Genomic DNA, 24363 nt, shown 5'->3' on the forward strand with positions numbered 1-24363 from the left:
GCCCCGCCCGGGGCGGTTGGGCCCCCCAGGGTCTGGGGCGGCGCCCCAAGAAACCCGGCTCCGCCGGGCACCGGGCTCTGCCCGGACCCGCGCCTCAACCGCCGGCGAGGCTGGAATTGCCGAACCCCGGCTTCGAAGGGGCGGGATGCGCCGCCTCGGCTTCGGAGGTGCGGCCGGCCGGTCAGGACAGGGCGGTGCGCCATTCTTCGACGGCGGCGGCCGAGACCGGGCGCTCCCACCCGCCGGGCCGGGCCGCACCGCCGATGTGGAAGCCGTCGATGCCGCCCTCGCGCAGCACCGGCAGGTGCTCCAGCGTCAGCCCGCCGCCGACCAGCAGCCGCGCCCCGTACCCCGGCTCGCCCCGCCGCGCCGCCTCGGCCAGCAGCACCGGCAGGCCCTCCTCGACGCCCGCCGCCGACCCGGCGGTCAGGTAGGTGTCCAGCCCGGGCAGGTCCGCGAGCGCCTTGCGCAGCTGGTCGCGGTCGGCGGCCCGGTCGATCGCCCGGTGGAAGGTCCACCGGCAGCCGGCCAGCTCCGCCGTGACCGCCTCGACGGCGGCCAGGTCCGGGCTGCCGTCCGGGGCCAGGAACCCGAGGACGAACTCCTCCGCGCCCTCGGCCCGCAGCGCCCGCGCCTGTGCGGCCAGCCGGTCCACGTCCTCCGCCGAGCCCGCCGAAAAGCCGTCCGCCGCCCGGAGCATCACGCGCAGGGGGATGCCGACCGCCGCTCTGATCGCCGCGAAGGTCTCGCGCGACGGGGTGAGCCCGTCGGCGGCCATGTCGCTGACCAGTTCCAGTCGGTCCGCCCCACCGGCCTGGGCCGCGACCGCGTCCTCCACGTCGAGGGCGATCACCTCCAGGACTGCACGGTTGCTCATCGGTCCCACTCCTCGGTTCGGGAAAGCTGCTGATCGGAAAAATAGGTCTAGTCCAATATCCAGGGTACGGGCCGTTCCCACCCTTCACCAGCACCTTCACGCCACCCCACAATGTCCGCATGGACATCGACACGGACATGGGCCCGGGCCCGGGCGCAGGCGGGGAAGCCGCCACCGCCCGGCTGCGCAGCCGCTGGCACGCGACCGCCGTCTCGGCCGGCGCCCCCGCCGACCGGGACCCCGCCCCCTACGCCGACCGCCTCCTCGCCGCCTGGGCGGAGCCGCAGCGCCGCTACCACACCACCGCGCACCTGGCCGACGTACTCGACCGGATCGACGTCCTCGCCCCGCACGCCGCCGACCCCGCCGCCGTCGAGCTCGCCGCCTGGTTCCACGACGCCGTCTACCGCCCCGACCGCTCCGAGAACGAGGAGCGCAGCGCCGCCCTCGCCGAACGCGCCCTGCGCGAACTCGGCCTGCCCGAGCACCGCACCGCCGAGGCGGCCCGCCTCGTCCGGCTCACCGTCACCCACGACCCCGCCCCCGGCGACACCAACGGCGAGGTGCTCTGCGACGCCGACCTGGCCGTCCTCGCCGGCGACCCCGACGCGTACGCCGCCTACGTCGCCGCCGTCCGCGAGGAGTACGGCTTCGTCCCCGAGGACGCCTTCCGCACCGGCCGGGCCGCCGTCCTGCGCCAGCTGCTGGACCTGCCCCGGCTCTTCCGCACCCCGCACGGCACCGCGCACTGGGAGGCCCGGGCCCGCCGCAACCTGGCCGCGGAACTCGCCGACCTGACGGACCCGGCGTCCACGGACTGAGCCCGCGCGGGGAATGAGATCCACTTCGGCCCGGTTCGAGAAGGACATGCCCGAAGCCCCCGCACCCGCCCCTGCCCGCCCCCACACCAGTACCAGCACCGGCACCCGGATGCCCGTCGCCGTGTACGTCCTCGGCCTGTCCGTCTTCGCCCTCGGCACCAGCGAGTTCATGCTCTCGGGCCTCCTGCCGCCCATCGCCGAGGACATGGGCGTGACCATCCCGCAGGCGGGCCTGCTCATCTCCGCGTTCGCGATCGGCATGGTCGTCGGCGCGCCGCTGCTGGCCGTGGCCACCCTGCGGCTCCCCCGCCGCACCACCCTGATCTCCCTCATCGGCCTCTTCGGGCTCGGGCAGGTCGCCGGCGCGCTCGCACCCACGTACGAGCTGCTCTTCGCCTCCCGCGTCGTCTCCGCCCTCGCCTGCGCCGGCTTCTGGGCGGTCGGCGCGGCCGTCGCCATCGCGATGGTCCGGCAGGACCAGCGGGCCCGCGCCATGGCCGTCATGATCGGCGGGCTGTCCATCGCCAACGTCCTCGGCGTCCCGCTGGGCGCCTTCCTCGGCGAGCACCTCGGCTGGCGCTCCGCGTTCTGGGCGGTCGGCGCCGCCTCCGCGGTCGCCCTGGCCGGCATCCTGGCCCTCGTCCCGCGGATCCCGCTGCCCGCCGGGCGGCCCAGCCTCCGGCGGGAGCTGCGCATCTACGGTGACCGGCAGGTGTGGCTGGCCATCGGCATCACCGCCCTCGCCGCCGGCGGTGTCTTCTGCACCTTCAGCTACCTGTCGCCGCTGCTCACCGACGTCGCCGGCCTGGATTCCGGCTGGGTGCCGTGGGTGCTCGTCCTGTTCGGGCTGGGCGCGCTGGCCGGGACCACGGCCGGCGGCCGGTACGCCGACGCGCGCCTCTTCGGGGTGATGCTGTGGGGCATCACCGCCTCGACCGCCTTCCTCCTCGCGCTGGCCCTGCTGGCCCCGGTGGCCGCGGCGGCCGTCGCCCTGTCCTTCCTGCTCGGGTTCTCGACGTTCTTCACCGCGCCCGCGCTCAACGCCCGCATGTTCAACGTCGCCGGCGCCGCACCGACCCTGGCCGGGGCGACGACCACGGCAGCGTTCAACCTCGGCAACACGGGCGGCCCGTGGCTCGGCGGCACCGTCATCGACGCCGGCCACGGCGTCGCCGCCACCGCCTGGGCGGGCGCCGCCATGACCGTCACCGCGATCGCCCTCGGCCTGATCGCCCTCCGCCTGGACCGCCGTACGCCGCCCCGCACCACCCGCGTCGTCGCCTCGTCGGCCACGCCCCACCCGACCGCCGCCCCGGCCGCCGCGGAGTACACGCCGACCGCGGGCTGACCGTCAGGGGTACTTGAACGACTGCGAGCGCCCGGTGACCCTTGAGTTCGTCACGATCTGCGGCGGGTTGGCACCCTTGCGGGTGACGGCGACGTGCACGTCGTAGTAGGCACCGGAGCCGAGCGGCATGCCGACCTGCTCCGTCAGCCGTTCGCCCGACGGATCGGCCCTGAACGTCCACGTCTTCGGCCCGCCCGCCGGATACAGGTACGTGTTGTCCGCCTTGGTGCTGAGCCAGAGGTACACGGTCACGTCCGTCGGGGTCGTGGCGGCGACCTCGGCGACCATGGTGACCTTCCCGCCGTCGAGGACGTAGCAGGGGCTCGCGGTGACGTGCTCGCCCGCGTACGTGCCGTACGTGCCGGCGCACGACCCCTTGGGACCGGAGGCGGGCGCCCCGCCCTGCCCTGACGGCGAGGGCGTACCGGGCGCCGCCGGTGAACCCGCCGCCGAAGGACTGCCGGATCCCGCCGCGCTCGGCGGCGACGGCGACGGCGACGCGGATGCGGATGCGGGCGCAGAAGGTGCCCCGGAGACCCCCGCCGCCCCCGAAGCGGCCGCCGAGGACTTCCCGTCCCCGCCGCCTCCGCCCTGCAGCCCCTTCAGCGCCACGGCCGCCACCACCGCGGCCACCGCCGCCGCAGCGGCGACCCCGCCCCACAGCGCGGCCCGCCTGCGCCTCGCCGGCCGGCCGGCCCGCTGGTCGGCAGCCCCGGCCGCCTCCGCGGCGTGCGCAGCCGCCGGAGCCGGGGCAGCCGCCGGAGCCGGGGCAGCCGCCGGGGCCAGGGCGGCCGCCGGGGCCAGGGCGGCCGCCGGAGCCGCGGGGTGCGGGGACAGCGTGATCACCTTCGCCTTGCCGCCGGGGCCGCGGAAGTCCAGCGTCACCGGGGTCTGAAGTGATCCACCGCCGAGGCCGACGTCCCGGAAGTGCTCTTCGATGTGGGCCGTCAGGGCCGCGAGATCGGGGGCGAGGCCGGGCGAGTTCTCCTCCAGCCAGTCCATGACGGCGTTCGAGAACGCACCGGTGCTGCGGTCCTCGTCGTGCACCGCCACCTGGCCGGCCGCGGCTGCCAGCAGCAGGAACTGGTCGACCGCCGACCGGGGGCCGGACGGGAAGGCCGCGACCGCCGGCCCGGAGTCCGGCCGCCTCTCCTCCAGGAAGGTCGCGCACGCGTCGACGAGGAAGACCTGCTGCCCGCACCGCGCGACGTCCCATCGGGTGAGGTACTCCCGCAGATGGTTCAGGTCGATGCACCGCTGGTCCGCGTCGCTGGCGTCGGGGCAGAGCAGCAGCCGGCGGTCTCCGTGGTCGAGTACGCCGTGGCCGCCCCAGTAGACGTACAGCAGATCGCCCTCGGACGGATCGGCCGGCGCCCTGAAGCCGTCCATGATGTGGTCGCGGGACACGACGAACCGGACGTCGATGCCCAGGGCGCGGGCCTCCGCGTTGAAGGCGGCCTGCGCCTCCGGCACGGGCGCCAGCAGCAGCGTGATGTTCGCTCCGGGCACCCCGCGCCGGCGCAGCCAGCGGGTGAACCGCATCGCGTCGGACGCGGCGCCGCGCAGGTCCCAGTCCAGACCGGGCACCCGGTCGAAGTGCTCGATGCCGACCACGACGGCGTGAACGCGCGCCGGGTCGGAGGCGCTCAGCTCAGCCATGTGCCGACGGCGTCCCAGACCTCGGGGTTGGACCAGTACGTCGTGTGGGACTCCAGGAAGGGCTGCCGGTTGTCGACCTTCCGGTCGTACACACGGCCCGGGAACACCTTCTCGGCCCGGTAGGAGAGGAAATCCCGCTCGTCGTAGACGTTCAGCCACTTCGCCGGGCTCCCCAGAAGCAGCCGCGGACCTCCAGCCCCGGCCGGATCCGGTCGAGGTTGTCCCGGACGGCGGCGAGGCTCTCCTTGTACGAGGCCTCCCGCACTCCCGTCCCGTGTACGAACAGCACTGACCGACGCACGATCCCCCTCAGGCCGCAGCAAGTCGACGGACAGACGAAACGGCGGTCATCCTAATGCAGCAAATCCCTCCGGACTGACGGCATATGACAGATCATCACATCGTCGGCCATGGTCGGCGGCGGGGCTACGCCGGGCGGCCCTTCGGGCGGCGGAGGCCGGCCTTCACCAGGAGGCGGACGATCTCCTTGCTGCCGACCTCCACCGCGCCCGCCCGGACCGCGTCCGCGTACCGGGACTCGGGCACGTCGTAGTGGTCGCCGTCGAAGGCCCTCGGCGGGGAGCCGATCGACGCCGCGAAGGCGTGCAGTTCCTCGTACGAGACGTCGCTGATCAAGTGCGACCACATGCGGCCGTGGCCCGGCCAGGTCGGCGGGTCGATGTAGAGCGTCACCGGCGGCTCACAGGCCTCCGCCGAAGCCGCCCGGGCCGATGACCGGCCCGAGGCCGCCCACCGCGGCGACCTTCACGCCCGCCTTGGCGCACACCCAGTGCGGGTCGGGCCCCAACTCGGGCTCCACGTCGAGCGCGTGCGGGTCGCCGTGCGAGCAGACCGGGCACAGGGGCCAGCGGCCGTACTTCTCCAGCAGCGCGTCCTGCACGTCCTGGGCGACGAGCCCGGCCAGGTAGTCGACCCCCTCGGGCCACTGCTCCACCCACCACCGGCGGTGCGTGACCGAGTCCTCGACGAGGGAGACGACATCGGCCTCGGCGACCTGGCCGGCGACGAGATCGGCGAGGACGAGGGCACGGGCGGCGTGCAACGCCTGTTCCAGGGGTGTTGCGTGGTCCATGCGCCCATTGTGAACCCCGACCGGCCCACAGGCGAAGACCCTCTTCGCTCTGGATTGTTTGGTTTTCCACCAGTTCAGGAGCCTTATGGCGTATTGACCCTGTTCCGGGCCCGAAAATACATTTCGGGCATGAGCGACCGGGCACCAAGCGGGCTCAGCGAAGTCCGGTGCGGTACCGCGCCCCGCACGGGGCGCGGGGAACTGCGCGACCAGCCCCCACCGGCCCGCGGTTCCACGACCGGACTTCCAGCGGAGCGCTTGCGCGCGCGGCACCGCGCCACCGACCCGCCCGCACCCACCCGCCAGGAGACCGGCCCGTGACCGCCGACGCCCCCACCGACGCTGCCACCGCCACCGCCGACCACACCCGTACCGCGCTGCGCACCCAGCTCGACGGGCTGACCACCGAGGCCTTCCGTCCCGAACTCGCCGGCATCGACCGCCGGACCACCCTCGAAATCGCCCGCACCATGAACGACGGGGACGCCGCCGTCCCGGCCGCCGTCGCCGCCCAGCTGCCCCGCATCGCCGCCGCGATCGACGCCGTCGCCGCACGCATGGCCCGCGGCGGCCGCCTCGTGTACGCCGGCGCCGGAACCGCCGGCCGGATCGGCGTCCTGGACGCCAGCGAGTGCCCGCCCACCTTCAACACCGACCCCGGCCAGGTCGTCGGCCTCATCGCGGGCGGCCCGGCCGCCGTGCTCCGCTCCGTCGAGGGCGCCGAGGACTCCGCCGAACTCGCCGCCGCCGACCTCACCGCCCTCACGCTGACCAGGGACGACACCGTCGTCGGCATCTCCGCCTCCGGCCGCACCCCGTACGCGGTCGGGGCCGTCGAGTTCGCCCGCGCCCGCGGCGCCCTCACCGTCGGCCTGTCCTGCAACGCCGGCTCCGCGCTCGCCGCGGCCGCCGAGCACGGCATCGAGGTCGTCGTCGGGCCGGAGCTGCTGACCGGCTCCACCCGCCTGAAGGCCGGCACCGCGCAGAAGCTCGTCCTGAACCTCATCTCGACCATCACGATGATCCGGCTCGGGAAGACGTACGGGAACCTGATGGTCGACCTGCGCGCCTCCAACGAGAAGCTGCGCGCCCGCTCCCGCCGCATCGTGGCCCTGGCCACCGGAGCCGGCGACGGGGAGGTCGAAGCCGCGCTCACCGCCACCGGCGGCGAGGTGAAGGCCGCCATCCTCGTCATCCTCGGCGGCGTCGACGGCCCGGCCGCGGCCCGGCTGCTGTCCGCCGCACGCGGCCACCTGCGCGTCGCCCTCACCGAGGCCGCCGCCGGCACCGGCACCGCCGGCACCGCCGCCGCCCCCGTCTCCGCGGACACCGCCCGCTGACGTCACCCCCGCCGACCGCCCGCACCTCCCGTCCCCGACGACGCAAGGCGACCGCCCATGCCCGAAGACAAGTACCGCGCCACAGCCGCCGCGATCCTCCCCCTGGTCGGCGGCCCGGACAACATCACCTCGATCGCGCACTGCATGACCCGCCTGCGCATCGGCCTGCGCGACCGCTCCCTCGTCGACGACGACGCCCTGAAGGCGCTGCCCGCGGTCCTCGGCGTCGTCGAGGACGACACGTACCAGATCGTGCTGGGGCCGGGGGCCGTCGCCCGCATCACCCCCGAGTTCGAGGCCCTCGTCGCGCAGGCCCGCCAGGTCTCCCCCGCGGCCGCCGCTCCCACCACTCCCACCACTCCCACGGCCGCCGCCCCGCCGACCGCGGGCGGCGCCGTCACCGCCGCGGAACTCGCCGACCGGGGCGCCGCGCTCAAACAGGCCCGGAAGGCCAGGAACAGCACCCCCGTCAAACTGGCCCTGCGCCGCATCGCGAACATCTTCGTCCCGCTGATCCCGGCCCTCATCGGCTGCGGCATCATCGCCGGCCTGAACGGCCTCCTCGTCAACACCGGCTGGCTGCCCGGCGCCGTCCCGGCCCTCGCCGCGATCGCCTCCGGCTTCATGTCCCTGATCGCCGTGTTCGTCGGCCACAACACGGCCAAGGAGTTCGGCGGCACGCCCGTCCTGGGCGGCGCCGTCGCCGCGATCATCGTCTTCCCCGGCGTCGCGAAGATCGACGCCTTCGGCCACCACCTCTCCCCCGGCCAGGGCGGCGTCCTCGGCGCGCTGGCCGCCGCCCTCCTCGCCGTCCAGGTGGAGAAGTGGTGCCGCCGCCGGGTCCCGGAGGCCCTCGACAACCTGGTCACGCCGACGCTGACCGTCCTCGTCGCCGGCCTGGTCGCCCTGTTCGGCCTGATGTTCGTCGCCGGGGAGGTCTCCGCCGCCATCGGCGCCTTCGCCACCTGGCTCCTGCGCACCGGCGGCTCCTTCGCCGGCCTCGTCCTGGGCGGCCTCTTCCTCCCGCTGGTGATGCTGGGCCTGCACCAGGCCCTGATCCCCATCCACACCACCCTCATCGAGCAGACCGGCTACACCGTCCTGCTCCCCATCCTCGCCATGGCCGGCGCGGGCCAGGTCGGCGCCGCCGTCGCCGTCTACTGCCGCCTCCCGCACAACCGCAGCCTGCGTACGACGATCAAGTCCGCGCTCCCGGCCGGCTTCCTCGGGGTCGGCGAGCCGCTGATCTACGGGGTCTCGCTGCCGCTGGGCCGCCCCTTCGTCACCGCCTGCGTCGGCGGAGCGGCCGGCGGCGCGTTCATCGGCCTGTTCAACCAGCTCGGTGTCGCCTTCGGCTCCACCGCCATCGGACCGTCCGGATGGGCCCTCTTCCCGCTCCTCGACGGCCGCTCCGGCATGGGCCTCACCATCGCCATCTACGCGGGCGGCCTCGCCGTCGGCTACCTGGTCGGCTTCCTCGCCACGTACTTCTTCGGCTTCACCCGGCAGATGCTGACCGACCTGAACGCCGACCCGGGTGCAATTCCGGCCACGGCCCCACCGGCCACGCAGCCGGCTATGGCGTAGATGTGGATCCGGCGGAGACACTGCCGACATGCAGCTCCCCGCCGAAGCCGTCGCCGCCACCGCCGTCGTAGAAGTCGTGCGCCTCACCACCCGTCCCGAGCGCTACGGCGATCCCATGAGCGGCCCCGTCATCTCCCGCTGGACCGGCCGACAGGCCACCGACTCCCTTGAGTTGATCTCGTCCATGCCGCCGGGCGACCCCCGCCTGTGCTTCGCGCCGGGCTGGGGCCTGCGGGCGTACGGCGCCACCCACGAGCCCCTGTTCGAGCTGATCTTCTGCTTCAGCTGCCACCACGGCTGGCTGTGGGGCCGGGCCGTACCGGAAGAGCTGGCCTTCGACACCGTCTCGGGCAACACCGCCGAGGCGGACGCCCTCCTGGCCCACTTCCGCGACGCCGCCTGACCTGCGATTTCCCCGCCCCCACCCGTCGGGCCCTCCGCGGACCACTCCCCGGCCTTCACGATCCCGAGTGCGGACGGGAACCACCCGTACCGGGCCCGCACCTCCCCGCACAGCCCCGCCACCGCGTCCGGCAGCCGCGCCCCGGGCCGCCCACAGCGCAGCGCGAAGCGGCCGCCGATCTCCTCGACACGTGCACCCGGTCGGCGGATCGGCTTTGATCGGCACGTACCTCGGATCGTCGAATTTCGGCCAGTCGCCGACCGGCGCGTGAGGCAGGGCCCGCACTGCCGGCCTTTCAACGACGGCCCGTCAACAACCGCACCCGTTGATGCGGGAGTTACCCGCGACAGGAAGACCCCGGCGATGCTCGATGCCGAACCACGCACCACCCGAGAGCGGGCGGGGAAGACCCGAGCAGCACGCGCCGAACCGCCGTTCGCCAGCGACTCGCTCATCGGCCGACTCGGCGCAGCCGCCCGGGCCGTGTTCGTCCGCCCCCTCTGAGCGGGTTCACCCGGCCGGGCTAACCCTGCGCCTCCGGTCGGGTGCACACCGTCACATGCCCCCAGCGTATGCGTAATCCGCACCCGAACGGAGCCGCGAATGACGCTTCAGTCGATCCGAAGGTGGGCTCACCGGGCACCATGGTGTCGAGGAGGCGACGCCATGACCCCAAGGTTTGCCGAGCACCAGCAAATGACGGTCGAGGAGTTCGAGCAGATCGCCCGGGCGGCTCCGGAGACGGTGACCCTTGAGTTCATCCAGGGAAAGCTTGAGGTCAAGCCCGTGCCCGACGGCGACCACGACGAGATCATCATGTGGGTGTTGCGGCAGTGCATGCAGCAGCGCCGGAACTGGCGCTGTACCCGGAGCGCGGCCTGAAGGTGGAGCGGTACCGCGCCGGCCGGGCCCGTGTGGACGGCGCGCTCGCGCCGGTCGGCACCTTTGCCGGCGCCGGCGAGTGGGCCGACCCGGCAGGCGTGCTCATGGTGCTGGAGGTGGCCTCCCACGACAGCGACACCGACCGACGGGACCGCACCGAGAAGCGCGACGGGTACGCGACGGCAGGCATCCCCGTCTACGTCCTCATCGACCGGGAGAGCTGCACGGTGACCGTCCACAGCGCCCCCGGGGGCGGCTCCTACCTCCGCAGCCCGTCCTTCCCCTACGGGGAAACCGTCAAGATCCCGGCCCCCGTGAGTATCGCCCTCAACACCGACGCCTTGAAGGAATTCGCCAGCTAGCGCGCCTGGGCCGAGAGTTCGTCACCACCCGAAGGTCGGGGCCACGTCGAAGATCGGGGGCAGGCGCCCGCCCGGGTCCAGATTGACGAACGTCCTGCCGTAGACGGCGATCGACTCGCCCATCGGGAGGTCGCGGAGGACCGTCGACTCCCCCGACGGCGCCCCCGTACGCGGATCCAGATGCCAAAGGTGCGTGAACGCGCCCTGCGTCACCACCGCGAGCCGGCCGCTCCGGCCGACGCCGAGCGCGCGGACCAGCCAGTCGTCGTCGAAGGCGCGCCGCCACAGCAGGCGGCCGTCCACCAGCGAGAACGCCTCCAGCACCTCTCGCTTCTCCCGCTCCGGGACCGCCATGACCAGCACGTCGCCGACGACCCTCCGCTGCCCGCCCTCGGCCGCGACGTACGGCGGCTCCGCACCGTCGGCCCCGCGCGGGCGCCCGGCGTCGTCGAACAGCAGCAGCCGCTCGTCCACGACGACCGCGACCGGTCCGGCCGACACGATGCGCGGGCGGTCGGGCCCGGCCGGGAGCGCGGCCCGCCAGGTGACGGCGCCGGTACCGGCGTCCAGCGCGAGCAGCTCGCGGCCCTCGTCCGACCGGACCGTGACCAGGACCCGGTCGGGGCCCGCGGCGATGTCCTGGACGGCGGCGCCCGGTTTGGTCAGCGGGGCGCGCCAGCGTTCGGCGCCCCCGCGCAGGTCATGGGCGAGGACCGCCGCCCGCGCCGTGGCCGACACCGCGAGCGAGCCGCCGGCCGTGACCGTCCCCGTCGCCGTGCCCACCGGGTCCCGGACGTCCTTCGACCAGAGCTCCTCGCCGTTCGTGAGGTCCACCGCCGCGAGCCGGATCCCGCACGGGCCGCCGCCCGGCGCGGCCGTGGCGTAGGCGAGGACGCCGGTGCCGGACGGGGTGTCGGCACTCATCCCGCACACCGTGGTGCCCTCGGGCGCTCCGCGGCCCCAGCTGCGCCGGCCCCCACCGTCGTAGGCGGTCAGGCCGTCCTCGCGGATCCGGACCACCTGCTCGGAGTGGCGCTCACCGGCCCAGGAGCCGAGCGGCTTGCCGGCGCCGGACCCCTCGGGGGCCTGGTAGCCGAAGAGTTCCATGTGCGGGCCGCGCATCCACGAGAAGCCGTTCCAGGCGGGCCACAGCGCGGCGAGCGCGACCGCGACGGCCACGGTCCGGACGGCAGCGGACCGCCGGGGGCGGCCGCGCCGGGCGACCACCCACAGGACTGCCGCGACGAGCCCGGACGCCAGCGTGAACAGCAGCAGCCGGCCCAGGCCGCGGGGGCAGTCCGTGCTGTTGCACACGTCGCTGACTGCGTCGACGCTCGACACCTTCACGTACAGGACGGCGTACAGCACGGTGACGGCGGTGGCCGCGCAGGCAGCGGCCAGCACGGCGTGGTCCCGGAGCCGCTTCACGAGCGGCGGCAGTCTGTCGTCCATGATCCCCCCTGGCCCGCAGCCTAGTGCTCCGGCCGCCGCCCCGGACGGCGGGGCCGGGGGGCCGGGGGGCCGGGGGGCCGGGGGCCTGGGGCCGGGGGCCTGGAGCTGGCGGTCGTCACGGTCCGTGGACGCCCGCCGGGGAGTCAGCGGCCCCGGGCCGCGGCCACGAAGGCGCGGATCAGGTCCGGGGACTTCACACCGCGCTCCCGCTCGACGCCGCTGGACACGTCCACGCCCCACGCGCCCGTGGTCTCCACGGCCTCGCGGACGTTGTCCGGGTTCAGGCCGCCGGCCAGCAGCCAGTGGCCGCGGGGGGCGGTGAACTCCGCGGCGGCCCAGTTCCACGGCTTGCCGGAGCCGGGGTCGGGGGCGTCGATCAGGAGCAGGTCCTCCCCGTACTCCCCGCACCGCTCCACGCGCCGCGCGGTGGCCCGCAGCAGGGTGCGGCCCTCGGCGCGCAGGGCCCCGTAGTACTCCGGGCCCTCGTCCCCGTGCAGCTGCACGCCGCGGACCCCGCTCTCCTCCGTGAGCCGCCGGACCTCCTCCACCGGCTGGCCGCGGAACACGCCGACCGTGAGGACCCCGGCCGGGACCCGCGCTGCCAGCTCCCGCGCCTCGGCCGCGCCGATCGTACGGGGGCTGCCCGCGGCGAAGACGAAGCCGACGGCATCGGCGCCGGCGGCCACGGCCGCGTCGACGTCGTGCGCGGTCTTCAGACCGCAGATCTTCACGAAGAGGTCGCTCATGCCCCCAGTGAAACAAATTGCGGTGCCCCGGCCGGGGCGATCTTGAAGACTGGGTGCCATGACCGACACCGCGCACGGCACGCACACCCTCACCACCGGCGGCCCCGACTCCGGCCTCGACGAACGGCTCGGCAAGGAGCTGGACGCCTTCAACAAGGAGGCGGCCGGAGGGATCGCCCCCGCCGAGTTCACGGTCCGCGTGAACGACGCGGACGGCGGGCTCGTCGCCGGACTCAGCGGCTGGACCTGGGGCGACCGTGCGGGCATCGCGATGCTGTGGGTACGGGAGGACAGCCGCCGCGACGGCTGGGGCGGCAAGCTCCTGGCCGCGGCGGAGGCCGAGGCCGCGGCCCGCGGCTGCCGCACGATCATGGTGTCCTCGTTCACCTTCCAGGCACCGGCCTTCTACGCCCGCCACGGCTACGAGGAGACCACCCGCGTCCCCGGCTTCCCCGGCAACCACGAGGACGTCCACTTCCTGAAGCCCCTCCCCGCCTGAGCCACCCCACCACACCTTCCGAAGCGCCGCCCCAAGGGTGGCGCTCCGCCCGCATCCGGGCACGGGTGCGGCTCCGCCCCTGGCCCGAAGGAAACATGTGAGCCTGGGCAGCGCACGCCCAGGGCACACGCTCCCCGGATCCGGAAGGCAACGGTGACGATCATGACCGAGCGGGACGCCGCCATGCAGGGCCTGTCACAGGCGGCGTCCGAGAGTCTCCTGCACACCGTCGAGGAGACGGACACGCCGGACGGTTTCAAGGCCGAGCCGATCCGCGGGAAGATCATCGTGTCACCGTGGCCGGGGCTGCGTTCCGCGCTCTGTCTGCGTGCGCTGCGTCGGCAGCTCGGGGCCCATGCCCCGGAGGGCCACCTCGCGGAGGCCGCCCCGTTCCTGTTCCGGTTCCCGTCGGCCGGCCGCGCCTACGGGCCCTCCCTCTTCGTGGCCGACGAGGCGGTTTTTGAAGCCGATGGCCGCAGTGCGGACGGGGCCGCCCTCTCCCTGGTCGCGGAGTTCACCTCCGTCTCGACCAAGGACGCGGACTGGGCCGAGAAGCTGGAGGTGTACGGCCGCCTGGTCCCGGTCTACCTGGTCGTCGACATGCAGGACGCGGAGGTCACCTGCTTCTGCGACCCCTCGCCGCACGGCTACCGCTCCCGGCAGACGGTGTCCTTCGGCAAGCCTCTGGCCATCGGGGAGCCCTTCGGCTTCGACCTCGACACAGCCGGCCTCCGCACCCCCTGAGGTCGCCGCGAGGAAGGGGAGGCGACGTGAACCACGCCCGCTGGAAGCCGGCCCGCGAGAAGGCGGTGGCGCAGGGGTACGCCGAGCCCCCCGGAGGCGGCGGCCGGCCGGGCGGAGATCCGCCTGGCCATGGCCTTCGCCCGGGCCGTGTACGAGCGCCGCAAGGCGCTGGGACTGTCCCAGGCCGTCCCGGGCCGAGTTGGCCGAGCGGGCCGGGCTGACCCAGGCGAAGGTCTCGCGGGTGGAGGGCGCCGATGCCGTGCCGACCCTGCCGCTGCTGCGCCGTCTCGCGCACGCGCTTGACGCGTCGCCGACCATCGCGTTGGACGGGGACCGCGAGGAGGTGTCCTTCGTCGCGCGGCCCGCGGCCTGACGGCGGCGGGCGCCGGGCGCAGCCACCGGGCGGGGCGGAAACGCCCGAGGGCGGCACCCCCTCCGGATGGAGGGGGTGCCGCCCTCGGTCGAGAACAGCCGATCAGCGCGGGGCCGATCAGAAGTCCATGTCACCGCCCGGCATGCCGCCCGGAGCGGCGGCGGCCTTCTCCGGCTTGTCGGCGATGACGGCCTCGGTGGTCAGGAACAGCGCGGCGATCGACGCGGCGTTCTGCAGGGCGGAACGGGTGACCTTCGCCGGGTCGATGATGCCCTCGGCGATCATGTCGACGTACTCGCCGGTCGCGGCGTTCAGGCCGTGGCCCGGGGTCAGGTTGCGCACCTTCTCCACCACGACGCCGCCCTCAAGGCCGGCGTTGACGGAGATCTGCTTCAGCGGGGCCTCGAGGGCCAGCTTGACGGCGGCGGCACCGGTGGCCTCGTCGCCCTCCAGCTCCAGCTTCTCGAAGACCGAGGAGGCCTGCAGCAGGGCCACGCCACCACCGGCGACGATGCCCTCCTCGACGGCGGCCTTCGCGTTGCGGACGGCGTCCTCGATGCGGTGCTTGCGCTCCTTGAGCTCGACCTCGGTCGCGGCACCGGCCTTGATGACGGCCACGCCGCCGGCCAGCTTCGCGAGGCGCTCCTGCAGCTTCTCGCGGTCGTAGTCCGAGTCGGAGTTCTCGATCTCGGCGCGGATCTGGTTGACGCGACCGGCAACCTGGTCGCTGTCACCGGCACCGTCGACGATGGTGGTCTCGTCCTTGGTGATGACGACCTTGCGGGCGCGGCCCAGCAGGTCCAGGCCGGCGTTCTCCAGCTTGAGGCCGACCTCCTCGGAGATGACCGTGCCGCCCGTGAGGATGGCGATGTCGCCGAGCATGGCCTTGCGGCGGTCGCCGAAGCCCGGGGCCTTGACGGCGACGGACTTGAAGGTGCCGCGGATCTTGTTGACGACCAGGGTCGACAGGGCCTCGCCCTCGACGTCCTCGGCGATGATCAGCAGCGGCTTGCCGGACTGCATGACCTTCTCCAGCAGCGGAAGGAGGTCCTTCACGTTGCTGACCTTGGAGTTGACGATCAGGATGTACGGGTCGTCGAGCGACGCCTCCATACGCTCCATGTCGGTGGCGAAGTACGCCGAGATGTAGCCCTTGTCGAAGCGCATGCCCTCGGTGAGCTCCAGCTCCAGACCGAAGGTCTGGGACTCCTCGACGGTGATGACGCCTTCCTTGCCGACCTTGTCCATGGCCTCGGCGATCAGCTCGCCGATCTGGGTGTCGGCGGCGGAGATGGAGGCCGTGGAAGCGATCTGCTCCTTGGTCTCGACATCCTTCGCCTGCTCCAGCAGGGCGCCGGAGACGGCCTCGACGGCCTTCTCGATGCCGCGCTTGAGGGCCATCGGGTTGGCGCCGGCAGCCACGTTGCGCAGACCCTCGCGGACGAGCGCCTGGGCCAGGACGGTGGCGGTGGTCGTACCGTCGCCCGCGACGTCGTCCGTCTTCTTGGCGACTTCCTTGACCAGCTCGGCGCCGATCTTCTCGTACGGGTCCTCGAGCTCGATCTCCTTGGCGATGGAGACACCATCGTTGGTGATCGTGGGGGCGCCCCACTTCTTCTCAAGGACGACGTTGCGACCCTTGGGGCCAAGGGTGACCTTGACGGCGTCGGCGAGCTGGTTCATGCCGCGCTCGAGACCGCGCCGGGCCTCCTCGTCGAACGCAATGATCTTGGCCATCTGAAGTGGTCCTCCAGGACTGGGGTTCCCCCTGCGCCGCCAGGCGCGCGGGGAGGGTGGATTGCTCCGGACCGCGCCTGCGCCCGCGACGGACGGCCTGCGGTGCCCGGCGGTTCCTTCCCGCCGGACGCTGCGGGCCTCACCGACCCGGTCCCGTGTAGTAGCACTCTCCAGTGGAGAGTGCTAACGCCAATGATTAGCACTCGACCCCCGCGAGTGCAAGCGGCTTCGGGCATCCCGGCCACAGCGCCGGACGCCGCCGCCGGACGCCGCCGGGCGCCGGACGCCCGCCGGACGCTCCCGGGCCGGGACGCACGAAGGGCCCGCACCCCTCCTCGGGTGCGGACCCTCGCGTACGCGTCGGTGGCCGGTCGTGCCGGTCGCGCCGGTCTCAGACGGCGAGCTTGACCATGTCCGCCTGCGGGCCCTTCTGGCCCTGCGAGATCTCGAACTCGACCCGCTGACCCTCTTCAAGGGTGCGGTACCCGTCCATCTGGATGGCGCTGTAGTGGACGAACACATCCGCACCACCGTCGACCGCGATGAAGCCGTAGCCCTTCTCCGCGTTGAACCACTTGACGGTGCCCTGAGCCATGCCTAACTCCCCTATTACTGGCCCTTGCGCAGGACCGCACTTCGCGATCCCGGGTCAGAACTTGCGCCGGAACGCCTCGACCGCGGCTGAATGTATCCGCACCGGTGCTGTCTGCAACAGGTCAATCCGACGAGAATTCCGGTCACACCGAAAACGCGAAATAGGCCGAAAATTGGCCATATTCCCGGGCAACTCGGACCCGGCATATCGCGCCAAAGCCCCATACCGCGCACGCACATTGACTCAATGTCACCCCTCGGCGGGCCCGTTCATATGCGGCGGGCAAGAACGACGGAGGGGGCTTCCCCAACTCTACCGCGCCCAACCAAGCAGAATTACCCCCTCCGCTTAATGCCGGAGGGAGTAATTCGTGTACGACGAATCAGCAGCCGCCGGCGACGGCCGGGATGATCGAGACGCCCGCACCGTCCGGAGTCGCCGCCTGCAGGCCGCCCTCGAAGCGCACGTCGTCGTCGTTGACGTAGACGTTCACGAAGCGGCGCAGCTTGCCCTGGTCGTCCAGGACGCGCGCGGCGATGCCGGGGTGGTTCTGCTCCAGCGACGCGATGACCTCGGCGAGGGTCGCGCCCTCGGCCGGGACCTCGGCCTGACCGCCGGTGTAGGTGCGCAGGATGGTGGGGATGCGGACGTTGACGCTCATGGCGCTACTGCCTTTCCGGTAGAGCGGGGGGATGGTCAGGCCAGGCCGGCGGCGCGGAACGCGTCCAGGCTCGGGCGGATGGTGGCGGTCTGCCCGCTGTCCGCGGCCACCGCCTCCAGGGTCTTCAGGCCGTCACCGGTGTTGAGGACGACGGTGGTCAGCGCGGGGTCGAGCTGCCCGTTCTCGATGAGCTTCCTCGTCACGCCGACGGTCACGCCGCCCGCGGTCTCCGCGAAGATGCCCTCGGTCCGGGCCAGGATCTTGATGGCCTCGACGACCTGCTCGTCCGTCACGTCCTCGACGTAACCGCCGGTGCGGCGCGCGATGTCCAGCACGTAGGGGCCGTCGGCCGGGTTGCCGATGGCGAGGGACTTGGCGATCGTGTTCGGCTTCTGCGGGCGGACCACGTCGTGGCCCGCCTTGAAGGCGGTCGACACCGGGGAGCAGCCCTCGGCCTGCGCGCCGAAGATCTTGTACGGCTTGTCCTCGACGAGGCCGAGCCTGATCAGCTCCTGCAGGCCCTTGTCGATCTTCGTCAGCTGGGAGCCGGAGGCGATCGGGATGACGATCTGGTCGGGCAGCCGCCAGCCGAGCTGCTCGCAGATCTCGTAGGCGAGTGTCTTGGAGCCCTCGCCGTAGTACGGGCGCAGGTTCACGTTGACGAAGCCCCAGCCCTCGCCCAGCGGGTCGCCGATGAGCTCCGAGCAGAAGCGGTTCACGTCGTCGTAGTTGCCCTCGATGCCGACCAGGTCGCCGCCGTACACGCCGGCCATGACGACCTTGCCCTGCTCCAGGTCGTGCGGGATGAACACGCAGGAGCGGAAGCCGGCCCGGGCGGCCGCGGCGCCGACGGCGCCGGCCAGGTTGCCGGTGGAGGAGCAGGAGAGCGTGGTGAAGCCGAAGGCGCGGGCGGCTTCGACGGCGATCGCGACGACGCGGTCCTTGAAGGAGTGCGTCGGGTTGCCGGAGTCGTCCTTGACGTACAGCTTGCCGGTGACGCCGAGCTCCTTGGCCAGGTTCTCGGCGTCGACGAGCTGGGTGAAGCCCGGGTTCAGGCTGGGCTTGCCGGCCACGTCGGCGGGGACGGGCAGCAGCGGCGCGTACCGCCAGATGTTGTTCGGACCGGCCTCGATCGCGGCGCGCAGGGCCTCGACGTCTTCGGATGACCCAGTGCCGACCGGGAGCTCGTACGCGACCTCCAGCGGGCCGAAACACTCGACGCAGGCGAAGATCGGACCGAGCTCGAAACGGGTGCCGCACTCACGACACGACAGGGCCGAGGCGGGTCCGAGGTCGACGGCGGGCGCACCGGCGGAGGGTACGGCGGCAGGGGTGGCAACGGTCTGTGCAGCCATGATGGCGAGGCCCTTTCTCCTCATCTTCCCCATGGCGCATTTCGCCATGAGACGGAATTGGCACCTTCCCTAGCCGGGGACCTCGCTGCTGCTGCACGCAGTCGCGGGAAACCGACTGGAGGGTTGCCGGGGCTTCAACGGGCCGTGTCCCTCTGCCCCTCTGGATGAGCGGTATGGCGCCGATCCGCGCGCTCGTGGCGCGCCGACGCGTTTGTCCGCGGGACCCCCGGCATGCGGCGGTCCATCGCGTTGTTCAAGACTGTAACCGAAGGATCGGGCAGTTGAGACGGCTGTCCGATGCGCGAGATGGATCGCTTTTCGGCCGGAACAGCCGGGCAAGCAGCCGAGAAAACAGGGAGTGCCGAACGTGCTGGAAGAGGTGGAGCGCTGGCTTGCGGACCGCTCCTGGTCCGTTGCCGACCGACCGCTCGACCAGCTCCTCGCCGCGAAACGGGCGTCGGGAACCACGGTCAGCGTCGTCCTGCCCGCGCTCGACGAGGAGGCGACGGTCGGCGCGATCGTCGAGGTCATCCGGCGCGATCTCATCGAACGGCCGGCCTTCCCGCTCGTCGACGAACTGGTGGTCGTCGACTCCGGCTCCACCGACCGGACCGCCGAGGTCGCGGCCAAGGCCGGCGCCCGCGTCGTCCACCGCGACGGGATCCTGCCCCGCATCCCGGCCGTGCCCGGCAAGGGCGAGGTGCTGTGGCGCTCCCTGCTCGCCACCACCGGCGACATCGTCTGCTTCGTCGACGCCGACCTGCGGGACTTCTCGGCCGCCTTCGTCACCGGGATCGTCGGCCCGCTGCTGACCGAGCCGGACGTGCAGTTCGTCAAGGCCATGTACGACCGCCCGCTCGGCGACGCCCCCGGACAGGGCGGCCGGGTCACCGAGCTCGTCGCCCGGCCCCTGCTCAACCTGCACTGGCCGCAGCTCGCCGGCTTCGTCCAGCCGCTGGGCGGCGAGTACGCCGTCCGCCGCTCGCTGCTGGAGCGGCTGCCCTTCCCCGTCGGCTACGGCGTCGAGCTGGGCCTGCTGGTCGACGCCCTGCACACGGTCGGGCTGGACGCCCTCGCCCAGGTGGACGTCGGCGTACGGCTCCACCGCCACCAGGACGGGCAGGCGCTCGGCCGGATGGCCGCGGCGATCTACCGGACGGCGCAGCTGCGACTGTCGCGCGGGCACCTCGTCCGGCCCGTGCTGACGCAGTTCGAGCGCGGGCCGGAGGGGTTCGAGCCGCGCACGCATGCCGTGGACACCGAGGAGCGGCCGCCGATGGCGGAGATCGAGGAGTACGCGGTCCGGCGCGTCGCATGACGGTGCCAGGGCCGCGCCAAGGCCGTGTCAGGGGCGCGTCAGGGGCACGCCGGGGGTGAGAACGGACGTTTGAGGCGGGGCGGGCCGGGCTAGGTTCGCCGCATGGCTTCCCACGTTCTCGTCGCAGCCAACCGCGGTCCGCTCTCCTACGCCCTCGAAGCCGACGGCACCCTCGGCGCCCGGCGCGGCGGGGGCGGCCTCGTCTCCGGCCTGTCCGCCGCGCTCGCCGAGCAGCCCGACGCCCTGTGGATCTGCGCCGCCCTGTCGGACGCCGACCGGGAGGCCGTCCGCCGCGGCATCGCCGAACCCGGCGTGCGCATGCTGGACATCGACCCGGCCGTGTACGACGCCGCCTACAACGGCATCGCGAACTCGGTGCTCTGGTTCACCCACCACCACCTGTACGACATCCCGCGCACCCCCGTCTTCGACGCGGCCTTCCGCCGGCAGTGGGAGTCGTACACCGCCTACAACCGGGCCTTCGCGCGGGCCCTGGCCGAGGAGGCGACCCAGGACGCCTGCGTGCTCGTCCAGGATTACCACCTGGCACTCGTGCCCGGGCTGCTGCGCGAGCTGCGGCCCGACCTGCGGATCGCCCACTTCACCCACACCCCCTGGGCGTCGTGGGAGTTCCTCGCCATGCTCCCCGACGGCATCCGGCGGGAGCTGCTGTGGGGCATGCTCGGGGCGGACCTGCTCGGCTTCCACACCTGGGCCTGGGCGCACGCCTTCCTCGACTGCGCCCGCCTCGACGACGAGCGGGGCACCGCCGAGCCGCTCGTCCCCGCGGAGGCGGACGGCGCACGGTACGTCCGCAAGGCCATGCTCGGGCCCGTACGGCACCGGCGCACCGACGTCGCCGTGTACCCGCTCGGCGTGGACGGCGACGAGCTGCGCCGGCTCGCCCACCGGCCGGAGGTCGACGACCGGCTGGCCGGGCTGCGCGCCGAGATCGGGGACCGCAGGACCATCGCCCGCGTGGACCGGACCGAGCTGTCGAAGAACATCGTGCGCGGGCTGCTCGCCTACCGGGAGCTGCTCACCGCCCACCCGGAGTGGCGCGGCCGGGTCGTCCACCTGGCCTCCGCGTACCCCTCCCGGCAGGACCTGGAGGTCTACCGGTCGTACACGGCGGCCGTGCGGGAGCTGGCCGCGGAGATCAACGCGGAATTCGGCACGGCGGAGTGGCAGCCGGTGCTGCTGTCCGTGCAGGACGACTTCGCCCGGTCCCTGGCGGTGTACCGGCTGGCCGACGTGGCGCTCGTCAACCCGGTGCGGGACGGGATGAACCTCGTCGCCAAGGAGATCCCGGTGGTGTCCGAGCAGGGGTGCGCGCTCGTGCTGTCCACCGGGGCGGGGGCGTACGGGGAGCTGCGGGGCGATGCGGTGACGGTGAACCCGTACGACGTGACGGAGACCGCCGAGGCGTTGCACGCCGCGCTGTCCATGCCGGGTGGGGAGCGGCTGGAGCGGATGAAGCGGTTGGCTGTGGCGGCGACCGCCCTTCCGCCGGCACAGTGGTTCACGGCCCAGCTGGCCGCCCTCCGCGCCACCGCCCCCTCCTGACCCCAGTCCCGCCCCTTCCCGCCGTACCGGATATGCGACTCCGCCGCGTGGCGGGGCTCCGCCCGGACCCGGTGCGCTCAAACTCCCCCAGCTACCGCTGGGAGGTGCCCCCAGCGCGGGCTGGCTGTTCCAGCCTCGCCGGCGTTTGAGGCGCAGGGGGCTGGGGGCGGAGCCCCCGGTTTCGGGAAGGGGCGGGGTGGGGAACGGCTCCGCGCAGCGGGAGCGGCGGGCGCCCGGGGTCAGGCGCGGAGGGCGGCGGCCAGGGTGGACAGGAACGTGGTGATGGCGGCGGGGCCGGGGAGGACCAGGTCGGCCCGGGACGCCAGTTCCGGGACCTCCTCCGAGCCGCTGCACACCAAAAGACCCGGCAGGCCCTCGGCCCTCCGCTTTTCGACGGCCGCGTACGCCGCGAGGTCCCCGAGGTCGTCCCCGGCGTAGACCACCGCTTCGGCGCCCGTCTCGTCGAGGTATTCGGTGAGGGCGACGCCCTTGTCCATGCCGGGCGGCCGCAGCTCCAGTACGGCCCGTCCCGGCTCGACGATGAGCCCGTGCCGGGCGGCCAGCTCGGCCAGCGGCTCGCGCAGCGCGGCGAAGGCGGCGGCGGGGTCCCCGGCGCGGCGGGTGTGGACGGCGAGGGCGCGGCCCTTCTCCTCGATCCAGGTGCCGTGCCAGGCGCCGATAGAGTCGAGGAATCCGGGCAGCTCGGCCCGTACGGCCGCCACTCCGGGGTGCTCGGCGGGCGCGTGGACGATGCCGGAGACGGCGTCCCAGCGTTCGGCGCCGTAGTGGCCGAGTACGACGAGGTGCTGCAGGCCGGGCACGCCGGCGAAGCCGCCCAGCCGGACGGCGACGCCCGCCGGCCGGCCGGTGATCACGGCGACCGAGGCGACCTCGGGGGCGAGGGCGGCGAGGGCGGGGACGGCGGTGGGGTGGGCGCGCGCCTGGTCCGGGTCGGGGACGATCTCGGCGAGGGTGCCGTCGAAGTCGAGGGCGACCACGCTGCGGCGCGGTGCGCGGAGCAGGGCTGCGAGTCCCTCGCGGCCGGCGGCGGTGACGGGCATCGGCAGGTCGTGCGGATGGCTCCCCATGGGCACGACCCTAACGGCCCGGGCGGGCGACGGCTACGGCGCACGGGGACGCGCGCGCCGGGCGCCAGCCGGGACCGGGCGCCAGCGCCGACCCTCGGCGGGGGCCGTCAGCGGGGGCCCTCAGCGGCGGCTGTCTGCGGCGGCTGTCAGCAGCGGCCCTCGGCGGGGCCCGTCAGCGGCGGGCGCGCTGTGCCTCGCGGATGCGGCGGAGCCGGTTGACGGTGCCGGGGGCGTGGGCGAGGGCCCGCGGATCGTCCATCAGTGCGTTGAGCAGCTGGTAGTAGCGGACCGGGGTCATCCCCAGCCCTTCGCGTATCGCCCGCTCCTTGGCCCCGGGCCCGGGCCAGGTGCGTCCTTCGTACGCGAGCACCGCGGCCTCGGTGGCCGTGAGCTGCCCGTCGTCCGTCATACGGCCAGATTAACGCCGCCCACCGACACCCACGGGGCCGCCAAGCTCGGGTGGGTGTCGGGGGCGGGGGTCGGGGGCCCCGCCGGCCGTCGCGGCCGTCGCGGCCGGCGGGTGCCGGTCAGCGGGTGCCGGTCAGCGGGTGCCGGTCAGCGGGTGTCCGCCGTGCGGGCCTTGGAGGCGATCTCCTCCAGGACCCGCTTGGGCTGGCCGTTCGGCTGTACGGCCCGGCCGATGTTCTGCTTGATGTTCTCGCTCACCCCGGCCCAGGACTTCTTGCCGGCCGGGTACAGCCGCGAGTTCGGCAGCGCCGTGAGGAAGGTCTTCATCTGTGCCGCGGAGCCGCCGTTGCTCGCCTCCACGGCCCGGTAGCCGCTGGTGGTGACCGGCAGGAGGTCGTACTTCTGGGTGAAGGTGGTCTGGTTCTTCGACTCGTAGAGGTAGTCGAGGAACTTGCCGGTCTGCGTGCGGTGCCCGTTCTTGAAGGCCATCACCCAGTCCGCGACGCCCATCGCCGGCTGGTCGGTGCCGTCGACGGTCGGCAGCGGCACCATGCCGACCTTCACGCCCTTGGCCGCGGCCTGCTTCATCAGGGTGGGGTGGCCGTTGAGCATGCCGACCTCGCCGCGGGCGAAGGCGTCGAAGGCGGCCTGCCGGTCGGTCTTGCCGGGCTCGGTCGGCCCGGTCAGGCCCTGGCCGACCAGCTTGTCGCGGAGGAACTCGAAGGTCTTGACGTTGGCCTGGGCGTCGATCGCGTACTCCTCCTCGTTGTCGGTGTAGCCGCCGCCGCCCGCGAGGAGCCACTGCATCGTCTCGGCCTGCGCCTCCTCGCGGCCCAGCGGCAGGGCGAACGGGGTGGGGACGCCCGTGCCCTTGAGCTTCTTCGCGGCGGCCTCCAGGTCGGCCCAGCTCTTGGGCTGCCAGGCGCCCTTGGCGTCCTTGGGGATGATCCCGGCGTCGGCGAACAGCTTCTCGTTGTAGAAGAGCAGGCGGGTGCTGGCGACGAACGGCATGCCGTACTGGGTGCGGCGGATCTTGCCGGCGTCCGCGAGCGGTGCGAGGAAGTCGGCCTCGGTCTTCACCGACAGCAGTTCCTCGGCCGTGTAGAGCTTGCCCGCGGCCGCGTAGTCGGCGTAGGCGCCGATCTGGGCGATGTCGGGGGCCTTGCCGGCCTTGGCCATTTCGGCGACCTTGGCGTCGACCTCGGACCAGTTGTAGACGCTGACCTCGACCTTGACCTCGGGGTGGTCCTTCTCGAAGCCGGCCGCGAGCTCCTTCCACCAGGACGCGGAGGAGTTCTGCGGATTGTCCCCGTAGTCGGCCGCCACGACCCGGAGGGTCACCTCGTTGTCCCCGGTGACGCTTCCGCATCCGGTCAGTGCCGCCGCGGCCAGGCTCAGTGCGGTTCCGGTTGCGGCCAGACGCAGGTAACGGCCTTTCACAGTTCTCGA

Annotated in this window: 25 protein-coding genes, 1 pseudogene and 1 riboswitch; of the genes and pseudogenes, 12 read left to right on the forward strand and 14 right to left on the reverse strand. The window is 73.2% G+C overall.

Annotated features, from left to right (window positions below; all coding sequences use genetic code 11):
• Window positions 1–181 precede the first annotated feature (181 nt).
• Window positions 182–877, reverse strand: a complete 696-nt coding sequence (locus ACIQUT_RS27595; protein ID WP_403566575.1) for a copper homeostasis protein CutC — start codon at window positions 875–877, stop codon at window positions 182–184.
• Between the two features lie 119 nt (window positions 878–996).
• On the opposite strand from ACIQUT_RS27595, the gene ACIQUT_RS27600 reads away from it, so the two are divergent.
• Both ACIQUT_RS27600 and ACIQUT_RS27605 read left to right on the forward strand, forming a co-directional pair.
• Window positions 997–1698 carry a hypothetical protein gene (locus ACIQUT_RS27600; protein WP_403566577.1) on the forward strand — a complete coding sequence of 234 codons (702 nt, stop codon included), beginning with the start codon at window positions 997–999 and terminating at the stop codon, window positions 1696–1698.
• A 109-nt stretch (window positions 1699–1807) separates the two neighbouring features.
• A complete protein-coding gene (locus ACIQUT_RS27605; protein WP_403566748.1) occupies window positions 1808–3046 on the forward strand; it encodes a Cmx/CmrA family chloramphenicol efflux MFS transporter in 1239 nt (412 codons plus the stop codon).
• 3 nt (window positions 3047–3049) lie between these two features.
• Here the strand turns inward: ACIQUT_RS27605 and ACIQUT_RS27610 are convergent, their stop codons facing one another.
• The 4 genes from ACIQUT_RS27610 to ACIQUT_RS27625 form a co-directional block, all read right to left on the reverse strand.
• Window positions 3050–4705 (reverse strand): caspase family protein, encoded by a 1656-nt coding sequence (locus ACIQUT_RS27610; protein ID WP_403566579.1) that lies wholly within the window; start codon window positions 4703–4705, stop codon window positions 3050–3052.
• 151 nt (window positions 4706–4856) lie between these two features.
• Window positions 4857–4994 carry a hypothetical protein gene (locus ACIQUT_RS27615; protein ID WP_403566580.1) on the reverse strand — a complete coding sequence of 46 codons (138 nt, stop codon included), beginning with the start codon at window positions 4992–4994 and terminating at the stop codon, window positions 4857–4859.
• Between the two features lie 137 nt (window positions 4995–5131).
• Window positions 5132–5398: a DUF4031 domain-containing protein gene (locus tag ACIQUT_RS27620; RefSeq protein WP_403566582.1), complete on the reverse strand. Its 267-nt coding sequence runs from the start codon at window positions 5396–5398 to the stop codon at window positions 5132–5134.
• 7 nt (window positions 5399–5405) lie between these two features.
• Window positions 5406–5798 (reverse strand): hypothetical protein, encoded by a 393-nt coding sequence (locus tag ACIQUT_RS27625; RefSeq protein WP_179178189.1) that lies wholly within the window; start codon window positions 5796–5798, stop codon window positions 5406–5408.
• Between the two features lie 317 nt (window positions 5799–6115).
• On the opposite strand from ACIQUT_RS27625, the gene murQ reads away from it, so the two are divergent.
• From murQ to ACIQUT_RS27650, 5 genes and pseudogenes are all read left to right on the forward strand, one after another.
• Window positions 6116–7138, forward strand: a complete 1023-nt coding sequence (murQ, locus tag ACIQUT_RS27630; protein ID WP_403566584.1) for an N-acetylmuramic acid 6-phosphate etherase — start codon at window positions 6116–6118, stop codon at window positions 7136–7138.
• Window positions 7139–7195: 57 nt separating this feature from the next.
• The gene (locus tag ACIQUT_RS27635) at window positions 7196–8725 is read left to right on the forward strand and encodes a PTS transporter subunit EIIC (protein ID WP_403566586.1); all 1530 of its coding nucleotides are present in this window, start codon (window positions 7196–7198) and stop codon (window positions 8723–8725) included.
• A gap of 28 nt (window positions 8726–8753) precedes the next feature.
• Window positions 8754–9128 (forward strand): hypothetical protein, encoded by a 375-nt coding sequence (locus ACIQUT_RS27640; RefSeq protein ID WP_403566588.1) that lies wholly within the window; start codon window positions 8754–8756, stop codon window positions 9126–9128.
• Between the two features lie 363 nt (window positions 9129–9491).
• Window positions 9492–9632 carry a hypothetical protein gene (locus tag ACIQUT_RS27645; RefSeq protein ID WP_403566590.1) on the forward strand — a complete coding sequence of 47 codons (141 nt, stop codon included), beginning with the start codon at window positions 9492–9494 and terminating at the stop codon, window positions 9630–9632.
• A 162-nt stretch (window positions 9633–9794) separates the two neighbouring features.
• Window positions 9795–10372: pseudogene (locus ACIQUT_RS27650) on the forward strand (Uma2 family endonuclease).
• Window positions 10373–10393: 21 nt separating this feature from the next.
• Here ACIQUT_RS27650 and ACIQUT_RS27655 read toward each other — a convergent pair.
• Window positions 10394–11824 (reverse strand): PQQ-binding-like beta-propeller repeat protein, encoded by a 1431-nt coding sequence (locus ACIQUT_RS27655; RefSeq protein ID WP_403566592.1) that lies wholly within the window; start codon window positions 11822–11824, stop codon window positions 10394–10396.
• A gap of 143 nt (window positions 11825–11967) precedes the next feature.
• A complete protein-coding gene (locus tag ACIQUT_RS27660; protein WP_403566594.1) occupies window positions 11968–12570 on the reverse strand; it encodes a phosphoribosylanthranilate isomerase in 603 nt (200 codons plus the stop codon).
• A 58-nt stretch (window positions 12571–12628) separates the two neighbouring features.
• On the opposite strand from ACIQUT_RS27660, the gene ACIQUT_RS27665 reads away from it, so the two are divergent.
• The 3 genes from ACIQUT_RS27665 to ACIQUT_RS27675 all read left to right on the forward strand — a co-directional run bounded on the left by ACIQUT_RS27665 (window position 12629) and on the right by ACIQUT_RS27675 (window position 14186).
• On the forward strand, window positions 12629–13069 hold the full coding sequence (locus ACIQUT_RS27665) for a GNAT family N-acetyltransferase (RefSeq protein WP_403566595.1): 441 nt from the start codon (window positions 12629–12631) through the stop codon (window positions 13067–13069).
• Between the two features lie 162 nt (window positions 13070–13231).
• A complete protein-coding gene (locus ACIQUT_RS27670) occupies window positions 13232–13813 on the forward strand; it encodes a Uma2 family endonuclease (protein ID WP_403566749.1) in 582 nt (193 codons plus the stop codon).
• A 241-nt stretch (window positions 13814–14054) separates the two neighbouring features.
• A complete protein-coding gene (locus ACIQUT_RS27675) occupies window positions 14055–14186 on the forward strand; it encodes a hypothetical protein (RefSeq protein WP_403566597.1) in 132 nt (43 codons plus the stop codon).
• A gap of 117 nt (window positions 14187–14303) precedes the next feature.
• Here ACIQUT_RS27675 and groL read toward each other — a convergent pair whose 3' ends face one another.
• The 4 genes from groL to thrC form a co-directional block, all read right to left on the reverse strand.
• The gene (groL, locus tag ACIQUT_RS27680; RefSeq protein WP_179175858.1) at window positions 14304–15923 is read right to left on the reverse strand and encodes a chaperonin GroEL; all 1620 of its coding nucleotides are present in this window, start codon (window positions 15921–15923) and stop codon (window positions 14304–14306) included.
• Window positions 15924–16314: 391 nt separating this feature from the next.
• Complete coding sequence (locus ACIQUT_RS27685) at window positions 16315–16518, reverse strand: cold-shock protein (RefSeq protein ID WP_005315736.1); 204 nt, start codon at window positions 16516–16518, stop codon at window positions 16315–16317.
• A gap of 382 nt (window positions 16519–16900) precedes the next feature.
• On the reverse strand, window positions 16901–17179 hold the full coding sequence (locus ACIQUT_RS27690; RefSeq protein WP_179175859.1) for a MoaD/ThiS family protein: 279 nt from the start codon (window positions 17177–17179) through the stop codon (window positions 16901–16903).
• 35 nt (window positions 17180–17214) lie between these two features.
• Window positions 17215–18534 carry a threonine synthase gene (gene thrC / locus ACIQUT_RS27695; RefSeq protein WP_403566599.1) on the reverse strand — a complete coding sequence of 440 codons (1320 nt, stop codon included), beginning with the start codon at window positions 18532–18534 and terminating at the stop codon, window positions 17215–17217.
• A 17-nt stretch (window positions 18535–18551) separates the two neighbouring features.
• A riboswitch (SAM riboswitch) is annotated at window positions 18552–18705 on the reverse strand.
• A 196-nt stretch (window positions 18706–18901) separates the two neighbouring features.
• Here thrC and ACIQUT_RS27700 point away from each other — a divergent pair.
• Complete coding sequence (locus ACIQUT_RS27700; RefSeq protein WP_403566751.1) at window positions 18902–19852, forward strand: glucosyl-3-phosphoglycerate synthase; 951 nt, start codon at window positions 18902–18904, stop codon at window positions 19850–19852.
• 102 nt (window positions 19853–19954) lie between these two features.
• The gene (locus tag ACIQUT_RS27705; protein WP_403566600.1) at window positions 19955–21418 is read left to right on the forward strand and encodes a trehalose-6-phosphate synthase; all 1464 of its coding nucleotides are present in this window, start codon (window positions 19955–19957) and stop codon (window positions 21416–21418) included.
• 239 nt (window positions 21419–21657) lie between these two features.
• On the opposite strand, the gene otsB is transcribed toward ACIQUT_RS27705, so the two are convergent.
• From otsB to ACIQUT_RS27720, 3 genes are all read right to left on the reverse strand, one after another.
• Complete coding sequence (gene otsB / locus ACIQUT_RS27710; RefSeq protein WP_403566601.1) at window positions 21658–22506, reverse strand: trehalose-phosphatase; 849 nt, start codon at window positions 22504–22506, stop codon at window positions 21658–21660.
• Between the two features lie 172 nt (window positions 22507–22678).
• Window positions 22679–22915, reverse strand: a complete 237-nt coding sequence (locus ACIQUT_RS27715; RefSeq protein ID WP_037924728.1) for a DUF3263 domain-containing protein — start codon at window positions 22913–22915, stop codon at window positions 22679–22681.
• Window positions 22916–23061: 146 nt separating this feature from the next.
• Window positions 23062–24354, reverse strand: coding sequence for an extracellular solute-binding protein (locus ACIQUT_RS27720; RefSeq protein WP_403566603.1), 1293 nt, complete (start codon window positions 24352–24354; stop codon window positions 23062–23064).
• Between the last annotated feature and the right edge of the window lie 9 nt (window positions 24355–24363).

This window comes from Streptomyces sp. NPDC090445 (genome assembly GCF_044769385.1).
Classification (GTDB): Bacteria; Actinomycetota; Actinomycetes; order Streptomycetales; family Streptomycetaceae; genus Streptomyces.